The following is a 17,683-nucleotide window of genomic DNA, read 5'->3' as shown; positions in this document are numbered from 1 at the left end:
CGGTTTCCTTTACTCGTCGATGCCGCCGGACGGCGCGAGAACGCGCACGCCGTCGCTTTCGTTGCCGCGGACCATCGTGGGCGTCGGCTCGGCCGGGCGCTTTTTCGGCGCGGGCGCGCGGCCGGGCGTGGAGGCGGGCAGCGCCGCCGATGGCGTCGACGCGGCGCGAGGCTTCGCGGCCTTCGATGCGGACGCGGGCAGCGCCGGAGCCGACGCCGCTTTCGCGACCGCCGGGTTCGACGCGGCCTGAGGCGAAAATGCCGGCGATGAATTCGCGACCGACGCGGGCAGCGCGACCGCTGCGGGCGGCTGCGCGCCGCCGATCATCGGCAGGCCGGAATCTTCCGTCGCCGATGCAGCCGCGGCAACCGCCGCAGCCTGCGCGCCCGGTTTCAGGCGATCGATCAGATAGTAGTCCAGCACTTTGCGCGCGACCGGACCTGCGGATTCCGCGCCCCAGCCGCCGTTTTCGACGATCAGCGCGATCGCGATCTTCGGCTGCTCGGCCGGCGCGAACGCGATGAAGAGCGCGTGGTCGCGCAGATGCTCAGCCGTGCCGCCGTGGCCGCGATAGTTCGAGCCCTGCAGCGAATAGACCTGCGCCGTGCCCGTCTTGCCCGCCGCGGCATACGGGGCGCCCGCAAACACCTTGGCCGCCGTGCCGTTCGTCACGACGCCTTCCATCGCGCGCTTGATGAAATCGATGTCCTTCTGCGCCACCGGAATCTTGTTGCTCGGATCGCGCACGGTCACGCGCATGTCTTTCGTGATCGGATTCTCGATGTCGCGCACGAGGTGCGGCTTCATCACGACGCCGTTGTTCGCGAGCGTCGCGGTGGCGTGCGCGAGCTGCAGGATCGTGAACGAGTTGTAGCCCTGGCCGATGCCGAGGCTGATGGTTTCGCCTTCGTACCAGCGCTGCTGCTCGGGCTTTCGGTACGCCTTCTTCTTCCATTCCGTCGACGGAAGAATGCCGCGCGCCTCGCCTGCGATATCGATGCCCGTGATCTGGCCGAAACCCCACGGCTTCATGAAGCCAGCCATCGCGTTCACGCCGAGATCGCGCGCGAGCATGTAGAAGTAGGTGTCGTTCGACACCACGATCGCGCGGTTCATATCGACCCAGCCCTGACCCGAGCGCACGTCATTGCGAAAGGTGTGACCGCCGAACGTGAAGAAACCCGGATCCTGAAAGCCCCAGCCCGGCGTGCGCTTGTGCAGCGCCAGCGCGGCGAGCGCCATGAACGGCTTGTACGTGGAGCCGGGCGGATACGTGCCGTGCAGCGGCCGGTTCAGAAGCGGGTGATCCGGCGAATTGTTGAGCGCGTCCCAGGTCGGCTGATCGATGCCGTCGACGAAGGAATTCGGATCGAAGCTCGGCGCCGACACGAACGCGAGCACGTCGCCGGTGGAGGGCTCGATCGCGACGAGCGCACCGCGTTTGCCCGCGAACGCCTGCTCAGCGACCTGCTGCAAGCCGATATCGAGCGACAGCACGAGATTGTTGCCGGGCGTCGCCTGCGTGCGCGACATCGTGCGCACCGGGCGCCCGCCCGCTGTCACTTCCACTTCCTCGAAACCGGTCAGCCCGTGCAGTTCGGTTTCATAGCTCTGCTCGACGCCGATCTTGCCGACGTAATCCGTGCCCTTGTAGTTGTTGGCGTCCAGACGCGGATCGTAGTGATCGGAGCTTTCGTCGTTGGCGTCGCTCGCATCGTCGATGCGTTCCTGATCGCGCTGCGAAATGCGCCCGATGTAGCCGATCACGTGCGCGGCCGTCGTGCCGAGCGGATACTGCCGGAACAGGCGCGCGCGCACTTCGACGCCGGGAAAGCGATAGCGCTGCGCGGTGAATTTCGCGACTTCCTCGTCGGTGAGGCGGGTGCGGATCGGCAGGCTTTCGAAATTCTTGGAGTCTTCGAGCAGCTTCTTGAAACGGCGGCGGTCGCGCGCATCGACCGGAATGACCTGCGAAAGCTCGTCGATGGTCTCGTCCAGCGTGCCGTTGATCTTGGAACGCGTGATTTCGAGCGTGTACGCCGAGTAGTTCTTCGCCAGCACGACCCCGTTGCGGTCGGTGATGATGCCGCGGTTCGGCACGATCGGCGCAACGGAAATACGGTTCTCGTTCGCCTGCAACGAGTATTTGCTGAAATGCCAGACCTGCAGATAGAGGAACCGCAGCCCGATCAGCCCGAAGCAGACGAACACGAACAGTCCCGCCGCCGCGACGCGCAGGCGGAACTTCGACAACTGTTGCTCGGTGTTCTTGATTTCGGTCATGCAGCTTTCGCGGTTTTTCGCGATGTATCGCGATTCAAGTGTAGTTCGCGCGCGTGCGTTTATCCGGCGATGGATCGCGCGCTGTCATGCTCAGATCGGGCGCGTGTCGTCCGGATCGGCGGCGCGCCGCTGCGGCATGAGCAAGAGGAAGCTCGCGATCGGCCAGAGCAGCGCTTCCACGAACCCGTTGATCAGATAGCTCCAGCCAGGGAACGCGGCGCCCGTCATCAGGCGAATGATGAACGGCACGAGATGTGCGCCCACGAGCAGCGGCGCGACGACGAACATCTGCACGGGCAGCGAAATCCACAGCACGCGGCGGTGGATCGTAATCGCGCCGTACGAAAGAAGCGTGTAAGCCAGCGCATGCTCGCCGAGCAGATTCGCGTTATGCACGTCCATCAGGATGCCGAGCATGAACGCGATGCCCATGCCGACTTTGCGCGGCTGGTGCACGTTCCAGAACAGCAGCACGAGCGCGACGAAATCCGGCACGCCGATGAGCCGTCCCCAGGGCATCAGATTCAGCAGGAACGCGGCCGCGAGACTGAACGTGATGAAGTACGGATTGACCGGCTGAAGGATGTATTGCGGACGGTTCATCGCGCGGCTCCCGAGGATGCGGGTTTTGGCGCTTGCGCCTTCTTCGACGGTTTCGCCGCCGCATTCGATGCCGCTTTGGCCGCGGCCGCCTTGGGCGCGGATGCCGGCGCGGGTTTCGCGGCAGGCGCCGCCGCCGCTGCGGGCGCGGACCCGGCCGCCGGAGCCGAGGCTCCCGCCACCGCGGATGCGCCGCTCGCGCCCGCCGCGGCCGCCGCCTTCGGCGCGGCCTTCTTCTTGCCCTTGTTTTCCTTCGCTTCCTTGGCGGCCGCGGCCGCTTCGACTTCGATCGGATTCGGCGGGACGTTCAGGTTGTAATGCAGCACGAGCAACTGACGCGTGCCGCGCACGGCGGCGATCGGCACGCAGACAACACGCGCGAACGCCGTGTCCGCCTGCTTGTCGACGCGCAGCACCTTCGCGACCGGCAGGCCCGGCGGATAGATGCCGTCGAGGCCGCTCGTCACGAGTTCGTCGCCCGCTTGCACATCGGCGCTGATCGGCACGAAGCGCAAATCGAGCGTGTCGCCCTTCGGCGTGCCGTAGATCACGCTGCGCAAGCCGGTGCGCGCGATCTGCACGGGCACGGCCTGATCCTTGTCGGTGAGCAGCGTGACTTCCGATTGCAACGGAAACACGCGCGTGACCTGGCCGATGACGCCGTCTTCGGTGACGACCGGTGCGCCATCCTGGATGTTCTGTTGCGAACCCTTGCCGATGACGACCTTCTGCGTGAACGGATCGCGCGTGTCGTACTGGATTTCGGCGGGCGTCTCGTCGGTGGTCGCGCGCGATTGCAGGGTCAGGAGCGCGCGCAGATGCGCGTTCTCGATGGCGAGTTGCGCCGCATCGCCGGCCTTCACGGAGAGTTCGAGGTTCTTGTCGGCGAGCTTCGCGTTTTCGCTGCGCAAGGTTGCGCTCGTCACGGCGAGGTCCGCCGCGCCCATGAAGATGTCCCGCGGCACGAGCGCCGCGCGCTGCAGCGGGTAGAGTCCCGCGCCGAGCATGCCGCGAACGATTTCGAGCGTGCTGAAGCGAGCATCCGAGATGAGCAGCGCGATGGCGAGCACCACGAAGAAAATCAGGCGCGCGAGCGCGGAGGGGCCTTGCTTGAAAAGTGGCGGCGGACTGTATTCCATGGTCGGCGCCGAGGGCGTGAACGGATGGACAATGCTGCAGGTTATTTCGCCGGCGGCGAAACCTGCCCTACGCTGTTCCGACAACGACCCGGACACATGCCGGGTCGTGCGCGCGTCGCGTTACGCGGATGCTCGTGCGGGTCGCGTCGAAGCACATTGCGCCCGATGAAGGAGCGAAAGTCTTCAACGGGAGGATCACTCGTACGAGAAGATGCTGCCGAGCTTGTCCATGCGTTCGAGCGCCATGCCCGAGCCACGCACCACGCAGGTCAGCGGATCTTCGGCGACGAGCACCGGCAGACCGGTTTCTTCCGCGAGCAGGCGGTCGAGGTCGCGCAGAAGCGCGCCGCCGCCCGTCAGCATCATGCCGCGCTCGGCGATGTCCGCGCCGAGTTCCGGCGGCGTCTGTTCCAGCGCGATCTTCACCGACGACACGATCTGGTTCAGCGGATCCGTCAGCGCTTCGAGGATTTCGTTGCTCGAAATGGTGAAGCTGCGCGGAATGCCTTCGGACAGGTTGCGGCCCTTGACTTCCATTTCCTTGACTTCCGAGCCAGGGAACGCGGAACCGATTTCCTTCTTGATGGCTTCGGCGGTCTGCTCGCCGATCAGCATGCCGTAATTGCGGCGGATGTAGTTGACGATGGCCTCGTCGAACTTGTCACCGCCGACGCGCACGGAGCCCTTGTACACGATGCCGCCGAGCGAGATGACGCCGACTTCCGTGGTCCCGCCGCCGATGTCGACGACCATCGAGCCCGTTGCTTCCGACACCGGCAGGCCCGCGCCGATCGCGGCGGCCATCGGCTCTTCGATCAGATAGACCTGGGATGCGCCCGCGCCGTGCGCCGCTTCCTTGATCGCGCGGCGCTCGACCTGCGTGGACCCGCACGGCACGCAGATGATGATGCGCGGCGACGGCGAGAACATGCGGGATTCGTGAGCGGTCTTGATGAACTGCTTGATCATCTGCTCGGTGACGGTGAAGTCGGCGATCACGCCGTCCTTCATCGGGCGGATGGCCTCGATGTTGCCCGGCACCTTGCCGAGCATTTGCTTGGCTTCCTTGCCGACCGCCTGAATGGTCTTCTTGCCGTTGGGGCCGCCTTCCTGGCGAATCGAAACGACCGAGGGTTCATCCAGAACGATGCCCTTGCCGCGCATGTAGATCAGCGTGTTGGCGGTGCCGAGGTCAATCGCCAGGTCGTTGGAGAAATAGCTGCGCAAAAAACCGAACATTCAAAAATCCTGTCTCGCTGGGTGGCCGTTCGTCGCGAGAAGCGCCGGGGACGGCAGCGGAAAAAATAACGGTTTGCCGCAGCGGCGAACACTCGCCGTGAAGGGCAAATCCGGGATGAAATCTACCGCAGAATGGAACGCCGTACGCAAACGTTTCTCGCAATTGACTGATTCAGGGAGAAAGCCGCTGGCAGAGCGATCCGGAGGTGAGTCGAACGTGTAATGATACCTTATAATTTGTGGGCATCTATAGGAAAAGGATGGCAGTTTTTGCCATCGCCGAACCTGTTTTCGAGGGCTCCTTTCAAGATCGTAACTTGCTGTTGCAGCGAATGTTTTCGAATCTGGGGCCGTCCACGCTTTCTCCGGTGATTCCATGTCTTTGACCCTGACCGACGTAAAACGCATCGCGCACCTCGCGCGGCTCGAATTGCCCGAGCACGAAGCCGAGCCCACGCTCGCGCGGCTCAACGAATTCTTCGGTCTCGTCGAGCAGATGCAGGCCGTCGATACGACCGGCATCGAGCCGCTCGCGCATCCGATCGACGCAATCGAGGAAGTCGCGCTGCGCCTGCGTGACGACGCTGTCTCAGAGCGTGTCGAGCGCGAAGAGTTCCAACGCTCGGCGCCCGCCGTGCAGGACGGGCTGTATCTCGTGCCGAAAGTCATCGAGTAACCGTCGAATTTTCAGCAGAAGCGCGCGGCACGGGGTGCCGCGCTCATCAGGGAACTGCAATGCATCAAAAAAGCTTGACCGAACTGCGCGCCGCGCTCGACTCGAAGGACATCTCCGCCGTCGAGCTGGCGCAGTCGTATCTGCAACGCATCGAGGCCGCGAAGGCGCTGAATGCGTTCATCAGCGTCGATCGCGATATCACGCTCGACCAGGCGAAGGCCGCCGACGCGCTCATCACGCAAGGTCGCGCGGGCGCGCTGACCGGCCTGCCGATCGCGCACAAGGACGTGTTCGTGACGCGCGGCTTTGCGTCGACGGCCGGCTCGCACATGCTCGAAAACTACACGAGCCCGTTCGATGCGACCGTCGTCGATCGTCTGAAGGCGGCCGGCATGGTCACGCTCGGCAAGACCAATATGGACGAGTTCGCGATGGGCTCGTCGAACGAGAATTCGTACTTCGGCGCGGTGAAGAATCCGTGGGACCTGAAGGCCGTTCCGGGCGGCTCGTCGGGCGGCTCGGCGGCGGCGGTGGCCGCGCGTCTCGCGCCCGCCGCGACCGGCACCGACACCGGCGGCTCGATTCGCCAGCCCGCGTCGTTCACGGGCGTCACCGGGATCAAGCCCACGTACGGCCGCGTTTCGCGTTACGGCATGATCGCGTTCGCATCGTCGCTGGATCAGGCCGGGCCGATGGCGCAAACCGCCGCGGATTGCGCGCTCCTGCTCAACGCGATGGGCGACTTCGACGAGCGCGACTCGACGAGCCTGCAACGCGAGAACGAAGACTACACGCGTTACCTCGGCAAGAACTGGAGCGATGACGACGCTTCGAAGCCGCTGAAAGGCTTGCGCATCGGCATGCCGAAGGAATACTTCGGCGCCGGTCTCGCGGACGACGTGCGCGCCGCCATCGACGCAGCGCTGAAGCAATACGAAGCGCTCGGCGCCACACTTGTCGAAGTGACGCTGCCGAAGACCGAGCTTTCGATTCCCGTGTACTACATCATCGCGCCGGCGGAGGCATCGTCGAATCTGTCGCGCTTCGACGGCGTGCGCTACGGGCATCGCGCCGCGCAGTACAAAGACCTGCTCGACATGTACAAGAAGTCGCGCGCGGAGGGCTTCGGCCCGGAAGTGAAGCGGCGCATTCTCGTCGGCACCTACGTGCTGTCGCACGGCTACTACGACGCGTACTACCTGCAGGCGCAGAAGATTCGCCGCATCATCGCGCGCGATTTCCAGGAAGCGTTCAAGCAGTGCGACGTGATCATGGGACCGGTCGCGCCGTCGGTGGCGTGGAATCTCGGTGAAAAGACCGACGATCCCGTGCAGATGTATCTCGCCGATATCTACACGCTCTCCGTGAGCCTCGCGGGCCTGCCGGGCATGAGCGTGCCGTGCGGCTTCGGCGCGGGCGCGCATGCGAATCGGCCGGTCGGCTTGCAGATCGTCGGCAATTATTTCAACGAAGCCCGGATGCTTCAGGTCGCCGACGCGTTCCAGCGCGCGACCGACTGGCACCGCAAGGCGCCTTCAGCCTCGATGTCGGGAGAATGAACATGCAGTGGGAAGTCGTCATCGGTCTGGAAACGCACGCGCAGCTTTCGACCGTCTCCAAGATTTTTTCGGGCGCGCCCACGCAGTTCGGCGCGAGCCCGAACTCGCAGGCGAGCCCCGTCGATCTGGCGCTGCCCGGCGTGCTGCCCGTGATGAACCGCGGCGCCGTCGAGCGCGCGATTCGCTTCGGTCTCGCGATCGGCTCGCACATCGCGCCGCGCAGCATCTTCGCGCGCAAGAACTACTTCTATCCGGATCTGCCGAAGGGCTATCAGATCAGCCAGTACGAGATTCCGGTCGTGCAGGGCGGCACGATCACGATCCAGGTTCCGGCCAACGAGAAGGCCGGCAAGGAAGCGTATTCGAAGACCATCAACCTGACGCGCGCGCATCTGGAAGAAGACGCCGGCAAGTCGCTGCACGAAGACTTCGCGGGCATGACGGGCATCGACCTGAACCGCGCGGGCACGCCGCTGCTCGAGATCGTCACCGAGCCGGAAATGCGCAGCGCCGCGGAAGCGGTCGCGTATGCGAAGGCGCTGCACGGTCTCGTCGTGTGGCTCGGCATCTGCGACGGCAACATGCAGGAAGGCTCGTTCCGCTGCGATGCGAACGTGTCGGTGCGTCCGGTGGGCCAGCAGGAATTCGGCACGCGCGCCGAAATCAAGAACCTCAACTCGTTCCGCTTCCTCGAAGAGGCGATCCAGTACGAAGTGCGCCGTCAGATCGAGCTGATCGAAGATGGCGGCACGGTGGTTCAGGAAACGCGTCTTTACGATCCGGACAAGCGCGAAACGCGCTCGATGCGCAGCAAGGAAGACGCGCACGATTACCGCTATTTCCCGGACCCGGACCTGATGCCGCTCGTGATCGATGCATCGTGGATCGAGCGCGTGAAGGGCGAGATGCCCGAACTGCCGGCGGACATGCAGAAGCGTTTCGTCGATACCTACGGCCTGACGCCGTACGACGCGGGCGTGCTGACTTCGTCGAAGGCGATGGCGTCGTACTTCGAGGCGCTCGTGCAGAAAGCAGGCGAAAGCCAGGCCAAGATCGCCGCGAACTGGATGATGGGCGACGTCTCCGCGCAACTGAACCGCGAATCGCTCGATATCGGCGAATCGCCGGTGTCGGCTGCGCAACTCGCGCTGATTCTGCAGCGCATCGCCGACGGCACCATCTCGAACAAGATCGCGAAGGACATCTTTCAGACGATCTGGGAAGAGAAGGCGACCGACGACGCGGCCGCGGATCGCATCATCGAGGCGAAGGGCCTGAAGCAGATTTCGGACACCGGCGCGCTCGAAGCGATCATCGACGAGGTGCTCGCGGCCAATCAGAAATCGGTCGATGAATTCCGCGCGGGCAAGGAGAAGGCGTTCAACGCGCTGATCGGCCAGGCGATGAAGGCGACCAAAGGCAAGGCGAATCCGCAGCAGGTCAACGAGCTGCTGAAGAAAAAGCTATCCTGATCGCTCGATGTCTTCCAGAACGGGCTGCTGCCGGTTGAGCCTGGCAGCAGCCCGTTTTTTATTGGCGAACGCAAGAACAAGAAACATGGCAAAGAAATCCGAACTCGACGACTTCCGCGTGCCTTTCTTCGAAAGCGGCAAGAAGCTCAAGCCGTTCGATCTGACTTCCATCGATTCCGCCGCGAAGCCGTTTTCCACAGGCTCGAAAGACGCCGACCGCGCGCGGCTCGACGCCATCGGCGTACAGCTCGACGAGCTGCAGGAAAAGCTGCACGCGCAGCGCCGTCAGCGCGTGTTGCTCGTACTGCAGGGCATGGACACGAGCGGCAAGGACGGCACCGTGCGCGCGGTGTTTCAGAACGTCGATCCGCTCGGCTTGCGCATCGTGCCGTTTCGCGCGCCGTCCGAGCGCGAGGCGGCGCACGACTTCCTCTGGCGCGTCCACGCGCAGGCGCCGATGGCCGGCGAGTTCGCGATCTTCAACCGCAGCCATTACGAAGACGTGCTTGTGCCGCGCGTGCTCAAGGCGATCGACGAGGACGAATGCGAGCGGCGTTACCGGCACATTCGCGAGTTCGAATCGCTGCTCGCGGATACCGGCACGACCATCGTCAAATGCATGCTGCATATTTCGAAGGACACGCAGCGCGAGCGCCTGCAGGCGCGCATCGACGATCCGACCAAGCACTGGAAGTTCGATGTCTCCGATCTCGATGCGCGCAAGCAGTGGGACGCCTATCAGTCGGCCTACGCCGATGCGCTCGCCGCGACTTCGACGGAATACGCGCCGTGGTACATCATTCCGGCCGATTCGAAGACGCATCGCAACGTGATGGTCGCCGAACTGCTGTTGCGCACCTTGCAGGGCATGAAGCTCGAATATCCGCCGGCCAAGGAATCGCTGAAAGGCGTGAAGGTCGAGTAAATCCAATCAAAACAAAAGGAAGCGTATGTTTCGCGTGATTACCGCCAATCTGAACGGCATTCGATCGGCCGCCAAGAAGGGCTTTTTCGACTGGTTCGGCGAGCAGAAATCCGACGTGGTGTGCGTGCAGGAAATCAAATGCTCGCAGGACGACCTGACGCCCGAGTTTCTCGCGCCGCACGGTTTTCAAGGCTATTTCCAGCACGCGGTGAAGAAGGGCTACAGCGGCGCGGGCCTCTATACGCGTCATGAGCCGGACGATGTGATCATCGGTTTCGGTTCCGAAGAGTTCGATCCGGAAGGGCGCTACGTGGAAGCGCGCTTCGGCAAGCTCTCCGTGGTGTCGGTGTACGTGCCGTCGGGGTCCAGCGGCGACGAGCGGCAGCAGGCGAAGTATCGCTTCATGGACGAGTTCATGCCGCATCTCGCCGAGTTGTCGAAGGAGCGCGAAGTCATTCTGTGCGGCGACGTGAACATCGTGCACAAGGAAATCGACATCAAGAACTGGAAGAGCAACCAGAAGAATTCAGGCTGTCTGCCGGAAGAGCGCGAGTGGCTCACGAAGCTGTTCGACGATGTCGGTTATGTCGATGTGTTTCGCACGCTCGATCAGCGTCCCGAGCAGTACACGTGGTGGAGCAATCGCGGCCAGGCGTATGCGAAGAACGTCGGGTGGCGTATCGACTATCAGATCGCGACGAAGGAAATCGCCGCGACCGCGAAGACGACGTCGATTTTCCGCGACATCAAGTTCAGCGACCATGCGCCGCTGACGATCGATTACGACTGGAAGCCAGGCAAGAAGAAGTGAATCACCGTCCCGGTTTCTTGAACCGGCCCATGCCCGCATAGTTCGGCAAGGCATCGATGCTCTTGCCGAGCGCCTTCGCGTAGAGCGGCATCATGTCCGACATGCGCTTGAGCAGGTCCTGCCTGCGATCCGGCCCGTACGGATGCAGCCAGACGAAACCGTCGTCGTCGCGGCGCGTGGCCGAATCGATCTTGTTCCACAACGTGACGGCCGCGCGCGGATCGTAGCCCGCGCGCGACGCGATCTCGCTGCCGATCACATCGGCTTCGGTTTCGTCGGCGGGGGAATAGCGCATCGAAAGCAACTCGTCGCCGATGTCCGGCTGTTGCGACGCGTAGTTCGAAAAGCCGAAAAGCTGCGGCATGCCGCCCGACGAAAGCTGCGCCGCCTGCTGCCGCCCGAGCCGCTCGCGCGCGTGTTCGCGCAACGCATGCGCGATCTCGTGGCCGATCATCATGCCGACCTCGTTGTCGTTCAGCCGCAGCTTGTCGATAAGCCCGCTATACACGATGATCTTCCCGCCCGGCAGACAGACCATGCGCTCTTCGGGCGACTTGATGACGTTGATCTCCCACTTCCAGTTCTTCGCGCGATCGTTCCATTTGAGCGCGAACGGAATCTCGTGATTCGCGATATCGCGCACGCGCTTTACGAGCGGGTTGCTGTCGGGAAGCAATGTCTTGTTGCGCTCCGCGTCGTGGATGACCTGCGCGTATTCCTCGGCGGACTGCGCTTCGAGCGTCGCGGGCGGGATCAGGTTGCGAAAGAGCGCCGTATTGCCGAAGCGGATCTGGTTGTTCGGCGCGGAGTAGGGCGGCGGCGTCTTCGGTTCGTCCTGGGCCTGCGCGGACAAAGGCGCGAGCGACGCCCATGTCACGGCGCAAACCAAGGCGCGAAGCGTGAAGGAAACCGTCATCGTTGAGTTCTCCAGGGCGCGATTTTCGGCAACAGTAACATGCCCGGAATGGACAGCGCGACGCAGATCAGGAAGTACGGAAACCATCCCGTCTCAGCGACGATATAGCCGCTGCCCGCCGCCGCGAACGTGCGCGGCACGGCCGCGAGGCTCGTGAACAGCGCGAATTGCGTCGCGGTGTAACGCGGGTCCGTCGTGCTGGCGATGTATGCCGTGAACGTGGCGAGCGTGAGACCCGTGGCGAAGGTTTCGAAGCCGTACAGCACCCCGAGCGCGACTGGCGAAGGCCCGATCTTCGCGAGCCACGCGAAGCCCAGCGTCGCGATGATCTGCAGCACGCCGAAGATCCACAGCCCGCGCGCGATGCCGATCTTCACCAGCGCGATGCCGCCGAGCAAGCCGCCCGCGATGCTCGCCCAGAACGCGACCGCCTTCGCGATCACGCCGATCTGCGCAAGCGAAAAGCCGACGTCGATGAAGAACTTGGTGGCGAGCGCGGTCGCCATCGTATCGCCGAGCTTGTAGAGAAAGATGAAGCCGAGCACGACGAGCGCCGAGCGCCAGCCGTCGCGCGTAACGAACTCGTGAAATGGCTCGACGATCGCCTCGCGCAGATTCTTCGGCGGCGCGCCGTGAATCTGCGGCTCCTTCACGACGAGCGTCATGATGATGCCCGGAATCATGAACGCGGCGGTAATCAGAAACACCGTCTTCCACGGCAGAAAGCCCGCGAGAATCAGCGACAGCGAACCGGGCACGAGACCCGCGACCTTGTATGCATTGACGTGCACCGCGTTGCCGAGCCCTTGTTCGGTATCGGCGAGGAGTTCGCGGCGGTAGGCATCGATAACGATGTCCTGACTCGCGCCGAAGAACGCGACGAGCGCGGCGATCGCGGCGACCGTCCACAGGTTCTCCGCGGGCGAGAAGAACCCGAACGAGCCGATGGCGATCATCACGAGGATTTGCGTCGCAAACATCCAGCCGCGCCGCCTGCCCGGACGCCAGCCCGGATAGCGCGGAATATAGCGGTCCATGAGCGGCGACCAGACGAACTTCCACGTATACGGCAGGCCGATCAGCGCGAACAGGCCGATTTCCTTGACGTTGATGTGCGCGGTCGTGAGCCACGCCTGCAGCAGGCTGTAGAGCGTGAAGAGCGGCAATCCGGACGTGAAGCCGAGAAAGACGCAAATAAGGATGCGCGTGTTGAGAAACGCGCGCCAGCCAGGATGATCTTCGTGAGCAGTTAGAGCGGGCGCCTCGTGTGGCGTATCGGGCATATCGTGAGTAACCGGCGGTTGTCGATGCGTGAGCCGCCGGTCAACGTTACCGGCGCTTCACGCGATAGACCGCAAGACTACCACGCCAGTTCGCGCCCCAACGGACCGGTTGCCCGTCGTGCAGCACCACGCGATCCAGAATTTCGATGCCGACTTCCGGCGCGAGCGCCTCGAAGTCCTTGATCGTCAGCACGCGCACGTTCGGCGTGTTATGCCATTGATACGGCAGCGATTTCGACACCGGCATGCGACCCTGAATCACCGAAAGCCGATGCTGCCAGTAACCGAAGTTCGGAAACGACACGATGCACTGGCGTCCGACGCGCACTGTCTCGCGCAGGATCGCGGCGGTCTGGTGAATCGTCTGCAGCGTTTGCGAGAGGATCGCGAAGTCGAAGCTGTCGTCTTCGAAAAGCCGCAGGCCGTCTTCGAGATTCTGCTGGATCACGTTGACGCCCTTTTGCGCGCACGCGAGCACGCCGGCGTCGTTGATCTCGATGCCGTAACCCTTCACTTCGAGCTCCTCGCCGAGCAGCGAGAGCAACGAGCCGTCGGCGCAACCGAGATCGAGCACGGTCGAGCGCGGTTCGACCCAGCGGGCGATCGCGCGAAAGTCCGAGCGCAGCGCGAGCGAATCAAGCGTGTTCTGGTTCATGCGCCGATCTCCGTGGCGATGCGTTCGTAGTAGGCGCGCATCAGGTTGTGATAGCGCGCGTCGTCGAGCAGGAAGGCGTCGTGGCCGTGCGGCGCGTCGATTTCCGCATAGCTCACGGTGCGCTTGTTGTCGAGCAGCGCCTTGACGATTTCGCGCGAGCGCGCCGGCGCAAAACGCCAGTCGGTCGTGAAGCTCGTGACGAGGTATTTCGCCTGCGTGCTGGCGAGCGCTCTCGTGAGATCGCCGTCGAAGGCTTTGGCGGGATCGAAATAATCGAGCGCGCGCGTGATCAGCAGATAGGTATTGGCGTCGAAGTATTCGGCGAACTTGTCGGCCTGATAGCGCAGATACGATTCCACTTCGAATTCGACATCGAAATTGAAGTTGTACGCGTCGAGCGCGCCTTCGGCACGGCGCAGCGCGCGGCCGAATTTCGCGGCCATGTCGTCGTCCGACAGATACGTGATGTGGCCGATCATGCGGGCCACGCGCAAACCGCGGCGCGGCTTCACGCCGTGCGCATAGTAATCGCCGCCGTGGAAATCGGGATCGGAGAGAATCGCCGAGCGCGCCGTTTCGTTGAACGCGATGTTCTGCGCGGAGAGCTTGGGCGTCGACGCCACCACGATGCAATGCGCGAGCCGTTCCGGATACATCATGCTCCACGCGAGCGCCTGCATGCCGCCGAGGCTGCCGCCCATCACCGCGGCGAAACGCTCGATGCCGAAGCGGTCGGCAAGGCGCGCCTGCGCGTTCACCCAGTCCTCGACCGTAACGACGGGAAAGCTCGCGCCATACGGTTTGCCGGTCGATGCGTCGATGCTCATCGGCCCCGTCGAACCGAAACACGAGCCGAGATTGTTGACGCCGATGACGAAGAAGCGGTTCGTGTCGAGCGGCTTGCCCGGTCCGACCATGTTGTCCCACCAGCCGACGTTCTTGGGATTATCGGCATGAATGCCCGCGACGTGATGCGAAGCATTGAGCGCGTGACAGACGAGCACCGCGTTCGAGCGCGCGGCATTGAGCTCGCCATAGGTTTCGACGACGAGCTCGTAGTCGCCGAGCGACGAGCCGTTCTGCATGGCGAGCGGCTCGGTGAAGCGCAGTGTTTGGGGCGTGACGATGCCGATCGATTCCATTCATTCCGCCTTTGACCAAGCGGCTAAACGGGTGTCGGCGAAGCGCGGGAGAACAGCGGAGCAGCGCGGCTGACGACCTCTTTAGCCGCATTTATAGTGACCCTCGCGCCATGAGCAGTGAGGTTCGCGCGCCCGCAATCGAGTCAGCAAATCGGCGCGTACTTAAAGGATCGAGAAATTCCCGTTCGCGGTGGAGTATAGCGGAAAACGTAATAACGTCGCCAATTGCGGCGCCTTGCGCCCCGGCTTGGATGAGGTGCGTTCCAGCGTCTATATTGACTAATCGTTTCCAGTGTCGGTGAACGGAGATGAAACCGAGCCGCGTCAGACCGCTGAGTCACCTGAAGAGCCGTGCGGCCGAGATGATCCGCAATATCGTCGAGAGCCGCGAGCCGATGCTCATCACGCAGAACGGCGAAGGCCGGGTCGTCGTGCAGGACGTGCAGTCATACGAGGACGTGCATCAGACGCTCGCTCTGCTGAAGATTCTGGCGATGGGGCAGAGGAGCATCGAAGCCGGCCAGTGCGCGAGCGCGAGCGACGTTTTCGCCGAAATCGAACGCATGGACCGCGAAGAAGGCATCAAGTGAAAACCGTCTTCCTCGACCCCGTCAGGCAGGACTTGCGGGACTTCCGGCGCTACGTCATCAACAAGTTCGGCGGCACGGCCTGGGCCGCCACGCGCAACAAGATCGCGGACAGCATCGCGCAGATCGAAGCCGCGCCGCGCGACGGCACGACGCCGCCCGAACTCGTCGACTTTCGCATGTCGGGCTATTACGAAGTCGCGAGCGGCACGAATCGCATCGTCTATAAGGTCGAGGACGACATCATCTACGTGCATCTCGTCGTCGATGCGCGCTCGGACCTCGAAGACATCCTCGCGCGCCGGTTGTTTCGCATGTAGAAGCAATCGGCGCGATAAGCGTCAGAGCGCGTGGCCGCGCATGCCGAGCGTCAGCGCGCGCAGCGACCGCACGGTGCGATCCACGTAATGCGGCCGTCCCGCGCCCGGCTTGCGCACGGAGAGCCCGCCGCTCGACGTGCGCCCGACCGGCAAGTGACCGACGATCCACACCGTGCGAATGCCGAGCCGCCGATAGCTTTTCAGATGCCCGTGCGTATCCTCGACGAGAATCGCGTCGTCGAGACGCACGTGCGCGCGGCGCATGGCGTGGCGCAGCATGGGCGCGTCGGGCTTGGCGCGCCATCGGTCGCCGTGGCGCATGTCCTCGATCGCGATCACGCGCTCGAACAGCTTCGCGATGCCCAGTTCCGCGAGCACAGAACGCGCGTAGAGCGTCGGGCCGTTGGTCAGCACGATCTTGCGGCCCGGCAACGCGCGCAGCATGCGCCCGAGACCGCGTTCGGCGCGCACCATCGAGGGAAGATCGGCGAAGGTGTGGACTTCGCGCAGGAAATCGGCGGCATCGATGCCGTGATGCTTCACGAGCCCGAGCAGCGCCGCGCCGTAGCGCAGCGTGTAGCCGACGCGCAGCCGGTTCGCTTCGTCGAGACCGACGTTCAGCCGGTCCATGATGTACTGCGTCATCCCGCGATTGATCGCCGGGAAAATCGCGTGCGACGCGTGATGCAGCGTGTTGTCGAGATCGAAGAGCCAGACGGGGCCGTGTGTCTTGACGCGGCGCTGGCGGGACTTGCGATGCGCGGTCATGGATGAAAACGCCCGCGCTTGGGCGGGCGTTCGAGGGGCGGGAACGAACTCAATGCGAGCGGATCATCGTGCCGAACGGCTGCTCGGTCAGAATTTCGAGCAGCACCGAATGCTCAATACGCCCGTCGATGATGTGCACCGAGCGCACGCCGCTCTTCGCGGCATCCAGCGCCGAGGAAATCTTCGGCAGCATGCCGCCGGAGATGGTGCCGTCGGCGAAGAGGGCGTCGATCTCGCGCGCGGAAAGGTCGGTGAGCAGATTGCCTTCCTTGTCCATCACGCCGGGGATGTTCGTCATCATGACGAGCTTTTCGGCGTTCAGCACGACGGCGAGCTTGCCCGCGACCAGATCAGCGTTGATGTTGTACGAAAGACCGTCCTCGCCGAAGCCGATCGGCGAGATGACCGGAATGAACGCGTCGTCCTGCAGCGCCTTCACCACCGCCGGATTGATCGCCTCGACTTCTCCGACCTGCCCGATGTCGATGAACTGGCCCGGATTATCGCGATCCGGCATGAGTAGCTTGCGCGCGTGGATCAGCCCGCCGTCCTTGCCCGTGAGGCCGACCGCGTGACCGCCGAAATGATTGATGAGCGTGACGATGTCCTGCTGCACTTCGCCGCCGAGCACCCACTCGACGACTTCCATGGTTTCTTCGTCGGTGACGCGCATGCCCTGGATGAAGGTGCCCTGCTTGCCGATTTTTTTCAGCGCCTGGTCGATCTGCGGGCCGCCGCCGTGCACGATCACCGGGTTGATGCCGACGAGCTTGAGCAGGATGACATCGCGCGCGAAGCCCTGCTTCAGCCGCTCTTCGGTCATGGCATTGCCGCCGTATTTGATCACGACCGTCTTGCCGTGATACTGACGGATGTAGGGCAGCGCCTCGGCCAGGATTTCAGCCTTCAGGGTAGGCGCGATTTGCGTGAGGTCAGGGAGCTCGGACATGGCGGCAAATAAGGCGAGGGCGTTTAAACACGCCGAATTGTACAGGACTGACGCAGCGCAGCAGCTTGGAAATGCGCGGTGCGGGCGCTGCGCCCGGCATGCGATCATGGTTCGATCGGACCGGTGACAAAATGATGAAGGCACTCCGCGAAAACATCGATCGCGACGCGCCCGGCGCTCAGGTCTGCGAGCGCTGCGGCGCGGTGTTCCGCTGCGGCACGCTCGCGGGCGACGAGACCTGCTGGTGCGCGACGCTGCCCCCGCTTTCCGCCGATGCGCTGCGTTCCGGCGCGGGCTGCCTGTGTCCCGCGTGTCTAGCGGCGCAGCTCGGGCGAGCGGCACGTGCCGATTAGCAGGCC

The 17,683-nt window shown here is 63.6% G+C and carries 18 protein-coding genes; 8 read left to right on the top strand and 10 right to left on the bottom strand.

Features of this window, described 5'->3' with window-relative positions:
- Positions 1 to 9: 9 nt before the first annotated feature.
- The 4 genes from mrdA to LY284_RS12395 form a co-directional block, all read right to left on the bottom strand.
- The gene (gene mrdA, locus LY284_RS12410) at positions 10 to 2,283 is read right to left on the bottom strand and encodes a penicillin-binding protein 2 (protein WP_014190115.1); all 2,274 of its coding nucleotides are present in this window, start codon (positions 2,281 to 2,283) and stop codon (positions 10 to 12) included.
- A gap of 90 nt (positions 2,284 to 2,373) precedes the next feature.
- Positions 2,374 to 2,886: a rod shape-determining protein MreD gene (gene mreD, locus LY284_RS12405; RefSeq protein WP_014190116.1), complete on the bottom strand. Its 513-nt coding sequence runs from the start codon at positions 2,884 to 2,886 to the stop codon at positions 2,374 to 2,376.
- Positions 2,883 to 4,022 carry a rod shape-determining protein MreC gene (gene mreC, locus LY284_RS12400; protein WP_077156196.1) on the bottom strand — a complete coding sequence of 380 codons (1,140 nt, stop codon included), beginning with the start codon at positions 4,020 to 4,022 and terminating at the stop codon, positions 2,883 to 2,885. Before mreC ends, mreD begins: the two co-directional genes overlap by 4 nt.
- Before the next feature lie 195 nt (positions 4,023 to 4,217).
- Positions 4,218 to 5,261, bottom strand: coding sequence for a rod shape-determining protein (locus tag LY284_RS12395; RefSeq protein WP_004189550.1), 1,044 nt, complete (start codon positions 5,259 to 5,261; stop codon positions 4,218 to 4,220).
- A 376-nt stretch (positions 5,262 to 5,637) separates the two neighbouring features.
- On the opposite strand from LY284_RS12395, the gene gatC reads away from it, so the two are divergent.
- From gatC to LY284_RS12370, 5 genes are all read left to right on the top strand, one after another.
- The gene (gene gatC, locus LY284_RS12390; protein ID WP_014190118.1) at positions 5,638 to 5,937 is read left to right on the top strand and encodes an Asp-tRNA(Asn)/Glu-tRNA(Gln) amidotransferase subunit GatC; all 300 of its coding nucleotides are present in this window, start codon (positions 5,638 to 5,640) and stop codon (positions 5,935 to 5,937) included.
- A 59-nt stretch (positions 5,938 to 5,996) separates the two neighbouring features.
- Positions 5,997 to 7,496 (top strand): Asp-tRNA(Asn)/Glu-tRNA(Gln) amidotransferase subunit GatA, encoded by a 1,500-nt coding sequence (gatA, locus tag LY284_RS12385; RefSeq protein ID WP_233386369.1) that lies wholly within the window; start codon positions 5,997 to 5,999, stop codon positions 7,494 to 7,496.
- Positions 7,493 to 8,968 carry an Asp-tRNA(Asn)/Glu-tRNA(Gln) amidotransferase subunit GatB gene (gene gatB / locus LY284_RS12380; RefSeq protein ID WP_014190120.1) on the top strand — a complete coding sequence of 492 codons (1,476 nt, stop codon included), beginning with the start codon at positions 7,493 to 7,495 and terminating at the stop codon, positions 8,966 to 8,968. Before gatA ends, gatB begins: the two co-directional genes overlap by 4 nt.
- Positions 8,969 to 9,053: 85 nt before the next feature.
- Positions 9,054 to 9,893, top strand: a complete 840-nt coding sequence (locus LY284_RS12375) for a PPK2 family polyphosphate kinase (RefSeq protein WP_014190121.1) — start codon at positions 9,054 to 9,056, stop codon at positions 9,891 to 9,893.
- A gap of 25 nt (positions 9,894 to 9,918) precedes the next feature.
- On the top strand, positions 9,919 to 10,704 hold the full coding sequence (locus LY284_RS12370; protein ID WP_014190122.1) for an exodeoxyribonuclease III: 786 nt from the start codon (positions 9,919 to 9,921) through the stop codon (positions 10,702 to 10,704).
- A 1-nt stretch (position 10,705) separates the two neighbouring features.
- Here LY284_RS12370 and LY284_RS12365 read toward each other — a convergent pair whose 3' ends face one another.
- From LY284_RS12365 to LY284_RS12350, 4 genes are read right to left on the bottom strand one after another with little or no spacing between them, the layout of a single operon-like run.
- Complete coding sequence (locus LY284_RS12365; RefSeq protein WP_041730044.1) at positions 10,706 to 11,620, bottom strand: M48 family metallopeptidase; 915 nt, start codon at positions 11,618 to 11,620, stop codon at positions 10,706 to 10,708.
- Positions 11,617 to 12,903: an AmpG family muropeptide MFS transporter gene (locus LY284_RS12360; RefSeq protein WP_014190124.1), complete on the bottom strand. Its 1,287-nt coding sequence runs from the start codon at positions 12,901 to 12,903 to the stop codon at positions 11,617 to 11,619. The genes LY284_RS12365 and LY284_RS12360 overlap by 4 nt, the downstream gene beginning before the upstream one ends.
- Before the next feature lie 46 nt (positions 12,904 to 12,949).
- Positions 12,950 to 13,558 (bottom strand): methionine biosynthesis protein MetW, encoded by a 609-nt coding sequence (gene metW / locus LY284_RS12355; RefSeq protein ID WP_014190125.1) that lies wholly within the window; start codon positions 13,556 to 13,558, stop codon positions 12,950 to 12,952.
- Positions 13,555 to 14,700 (bottom strand): homoserine O-acetyltransferase, encoded by a 1,146-nt coding sequence (locus LY284_RS12350; protein WP_014190126.1) that lies wholly within the window; start codon positions 14,698 to 14,700, stop codon positions 13,555 to 13,557. Before LY284_RS12350 ends, metW begins: the two co-directional genes overlap by 4 nt.
- Positions 14,701 to 15,008: 308 nt before the next feature.
- Between LY284_RS12350 and LY284_RS12345 the strand changes: the two genes are divergently transcribed.
- Positions 15,009 to 15,290, top strand: a complete 282-nt coding sequence (locus tag LY284_RS12345; protein ID WP_045450173.1) for a type II toxin-antitoxin system Phd/YefM family antitoxin — start codon at positions 15,009 to 15,011, stop codon at positions 15,288 to 15,290.
- Complete coding sequence (locus LY284_RS12340; protein ID WP_014190128.1) at positions 15,287 to 15,607, top strand: type II toxin-antitoxin system RelE/ParE family toxin; 321 nt, start codon at positions 15,287 to 15,289, stop codon at positions 15,605 to 15,607. Before LY284_RS12345 ends, LY284_RS12340 begins: the two co-directional genes overlap by 4 nt.
- 21 nt (positions 15,608 to 15,628) lie before the next feature.
- On the opposite strand, the gene LY284_RS12335 is transcribed toward LY284_RS12340, so the two are convergent.
- Together LY284_RS12335 and argB are read right to left on the bottom strand one after the other, a co-directional pair.
- The gene (locus LY284_RS12335) at positions 15,629 to 16,375 is read right to left on the bottom strand and encodes a pyrimidine 5'-nucleotidase (RefSeq protein ID WP_077156203.1); all 747 of its coding nucleotides are present in this window, start codon (positions 16,373 to 16,375) and stop codon (positions 15,629 to 15,631) included.
- 49 nt (positions 16,376 to 16,424) lie between these two features.
- Positions 16,425 to 17,324 (bottom strand): acetylglutamate kinase, encoded by a 900-nt coding sequence (gene argB / locus LY284_RS12330; protein WP_014190130.1) that lies wholly within the window; start codon positions 17,322 to 17,324, stop codon positions 16,425 to 16,427.
- 131 nt (positions 17,325 to 17,455) lie between these two features.
- On the opposite strand from argB, the gene LY284_RS12325 reads away from it, so the two are divergent.
- Positions 17,456 to 17,677 carry a cysteine-rich CWC family protein gene (locus LY284_RS12325; RefSeq protein WP_233386346.1) on the top strand — a complete coding sequence of 74 codons (222 nt, stop codon included), beginning with the start codon at positions 17,456 to 17,458 and terminating at the stop codon, positions 17,675 to 17,677.
- Positions 17,678 to 17,683 lie beyond the last annotated feature (6 nt).

This window comes from Caballeronia sp. PC1 (assembly GCF_021353155.1).
Lineage (GTDB): Bacteria > Pseudomonadota > Gammaproteobacteria > Burkholderiales > Burkholderiaceae > Caballeronia > Caballeronia cordobensis.
Note: the sequence above shows the minus strand (reverse complement) of the source record. Positions and strands in the feature narration are given on the sequence as shown.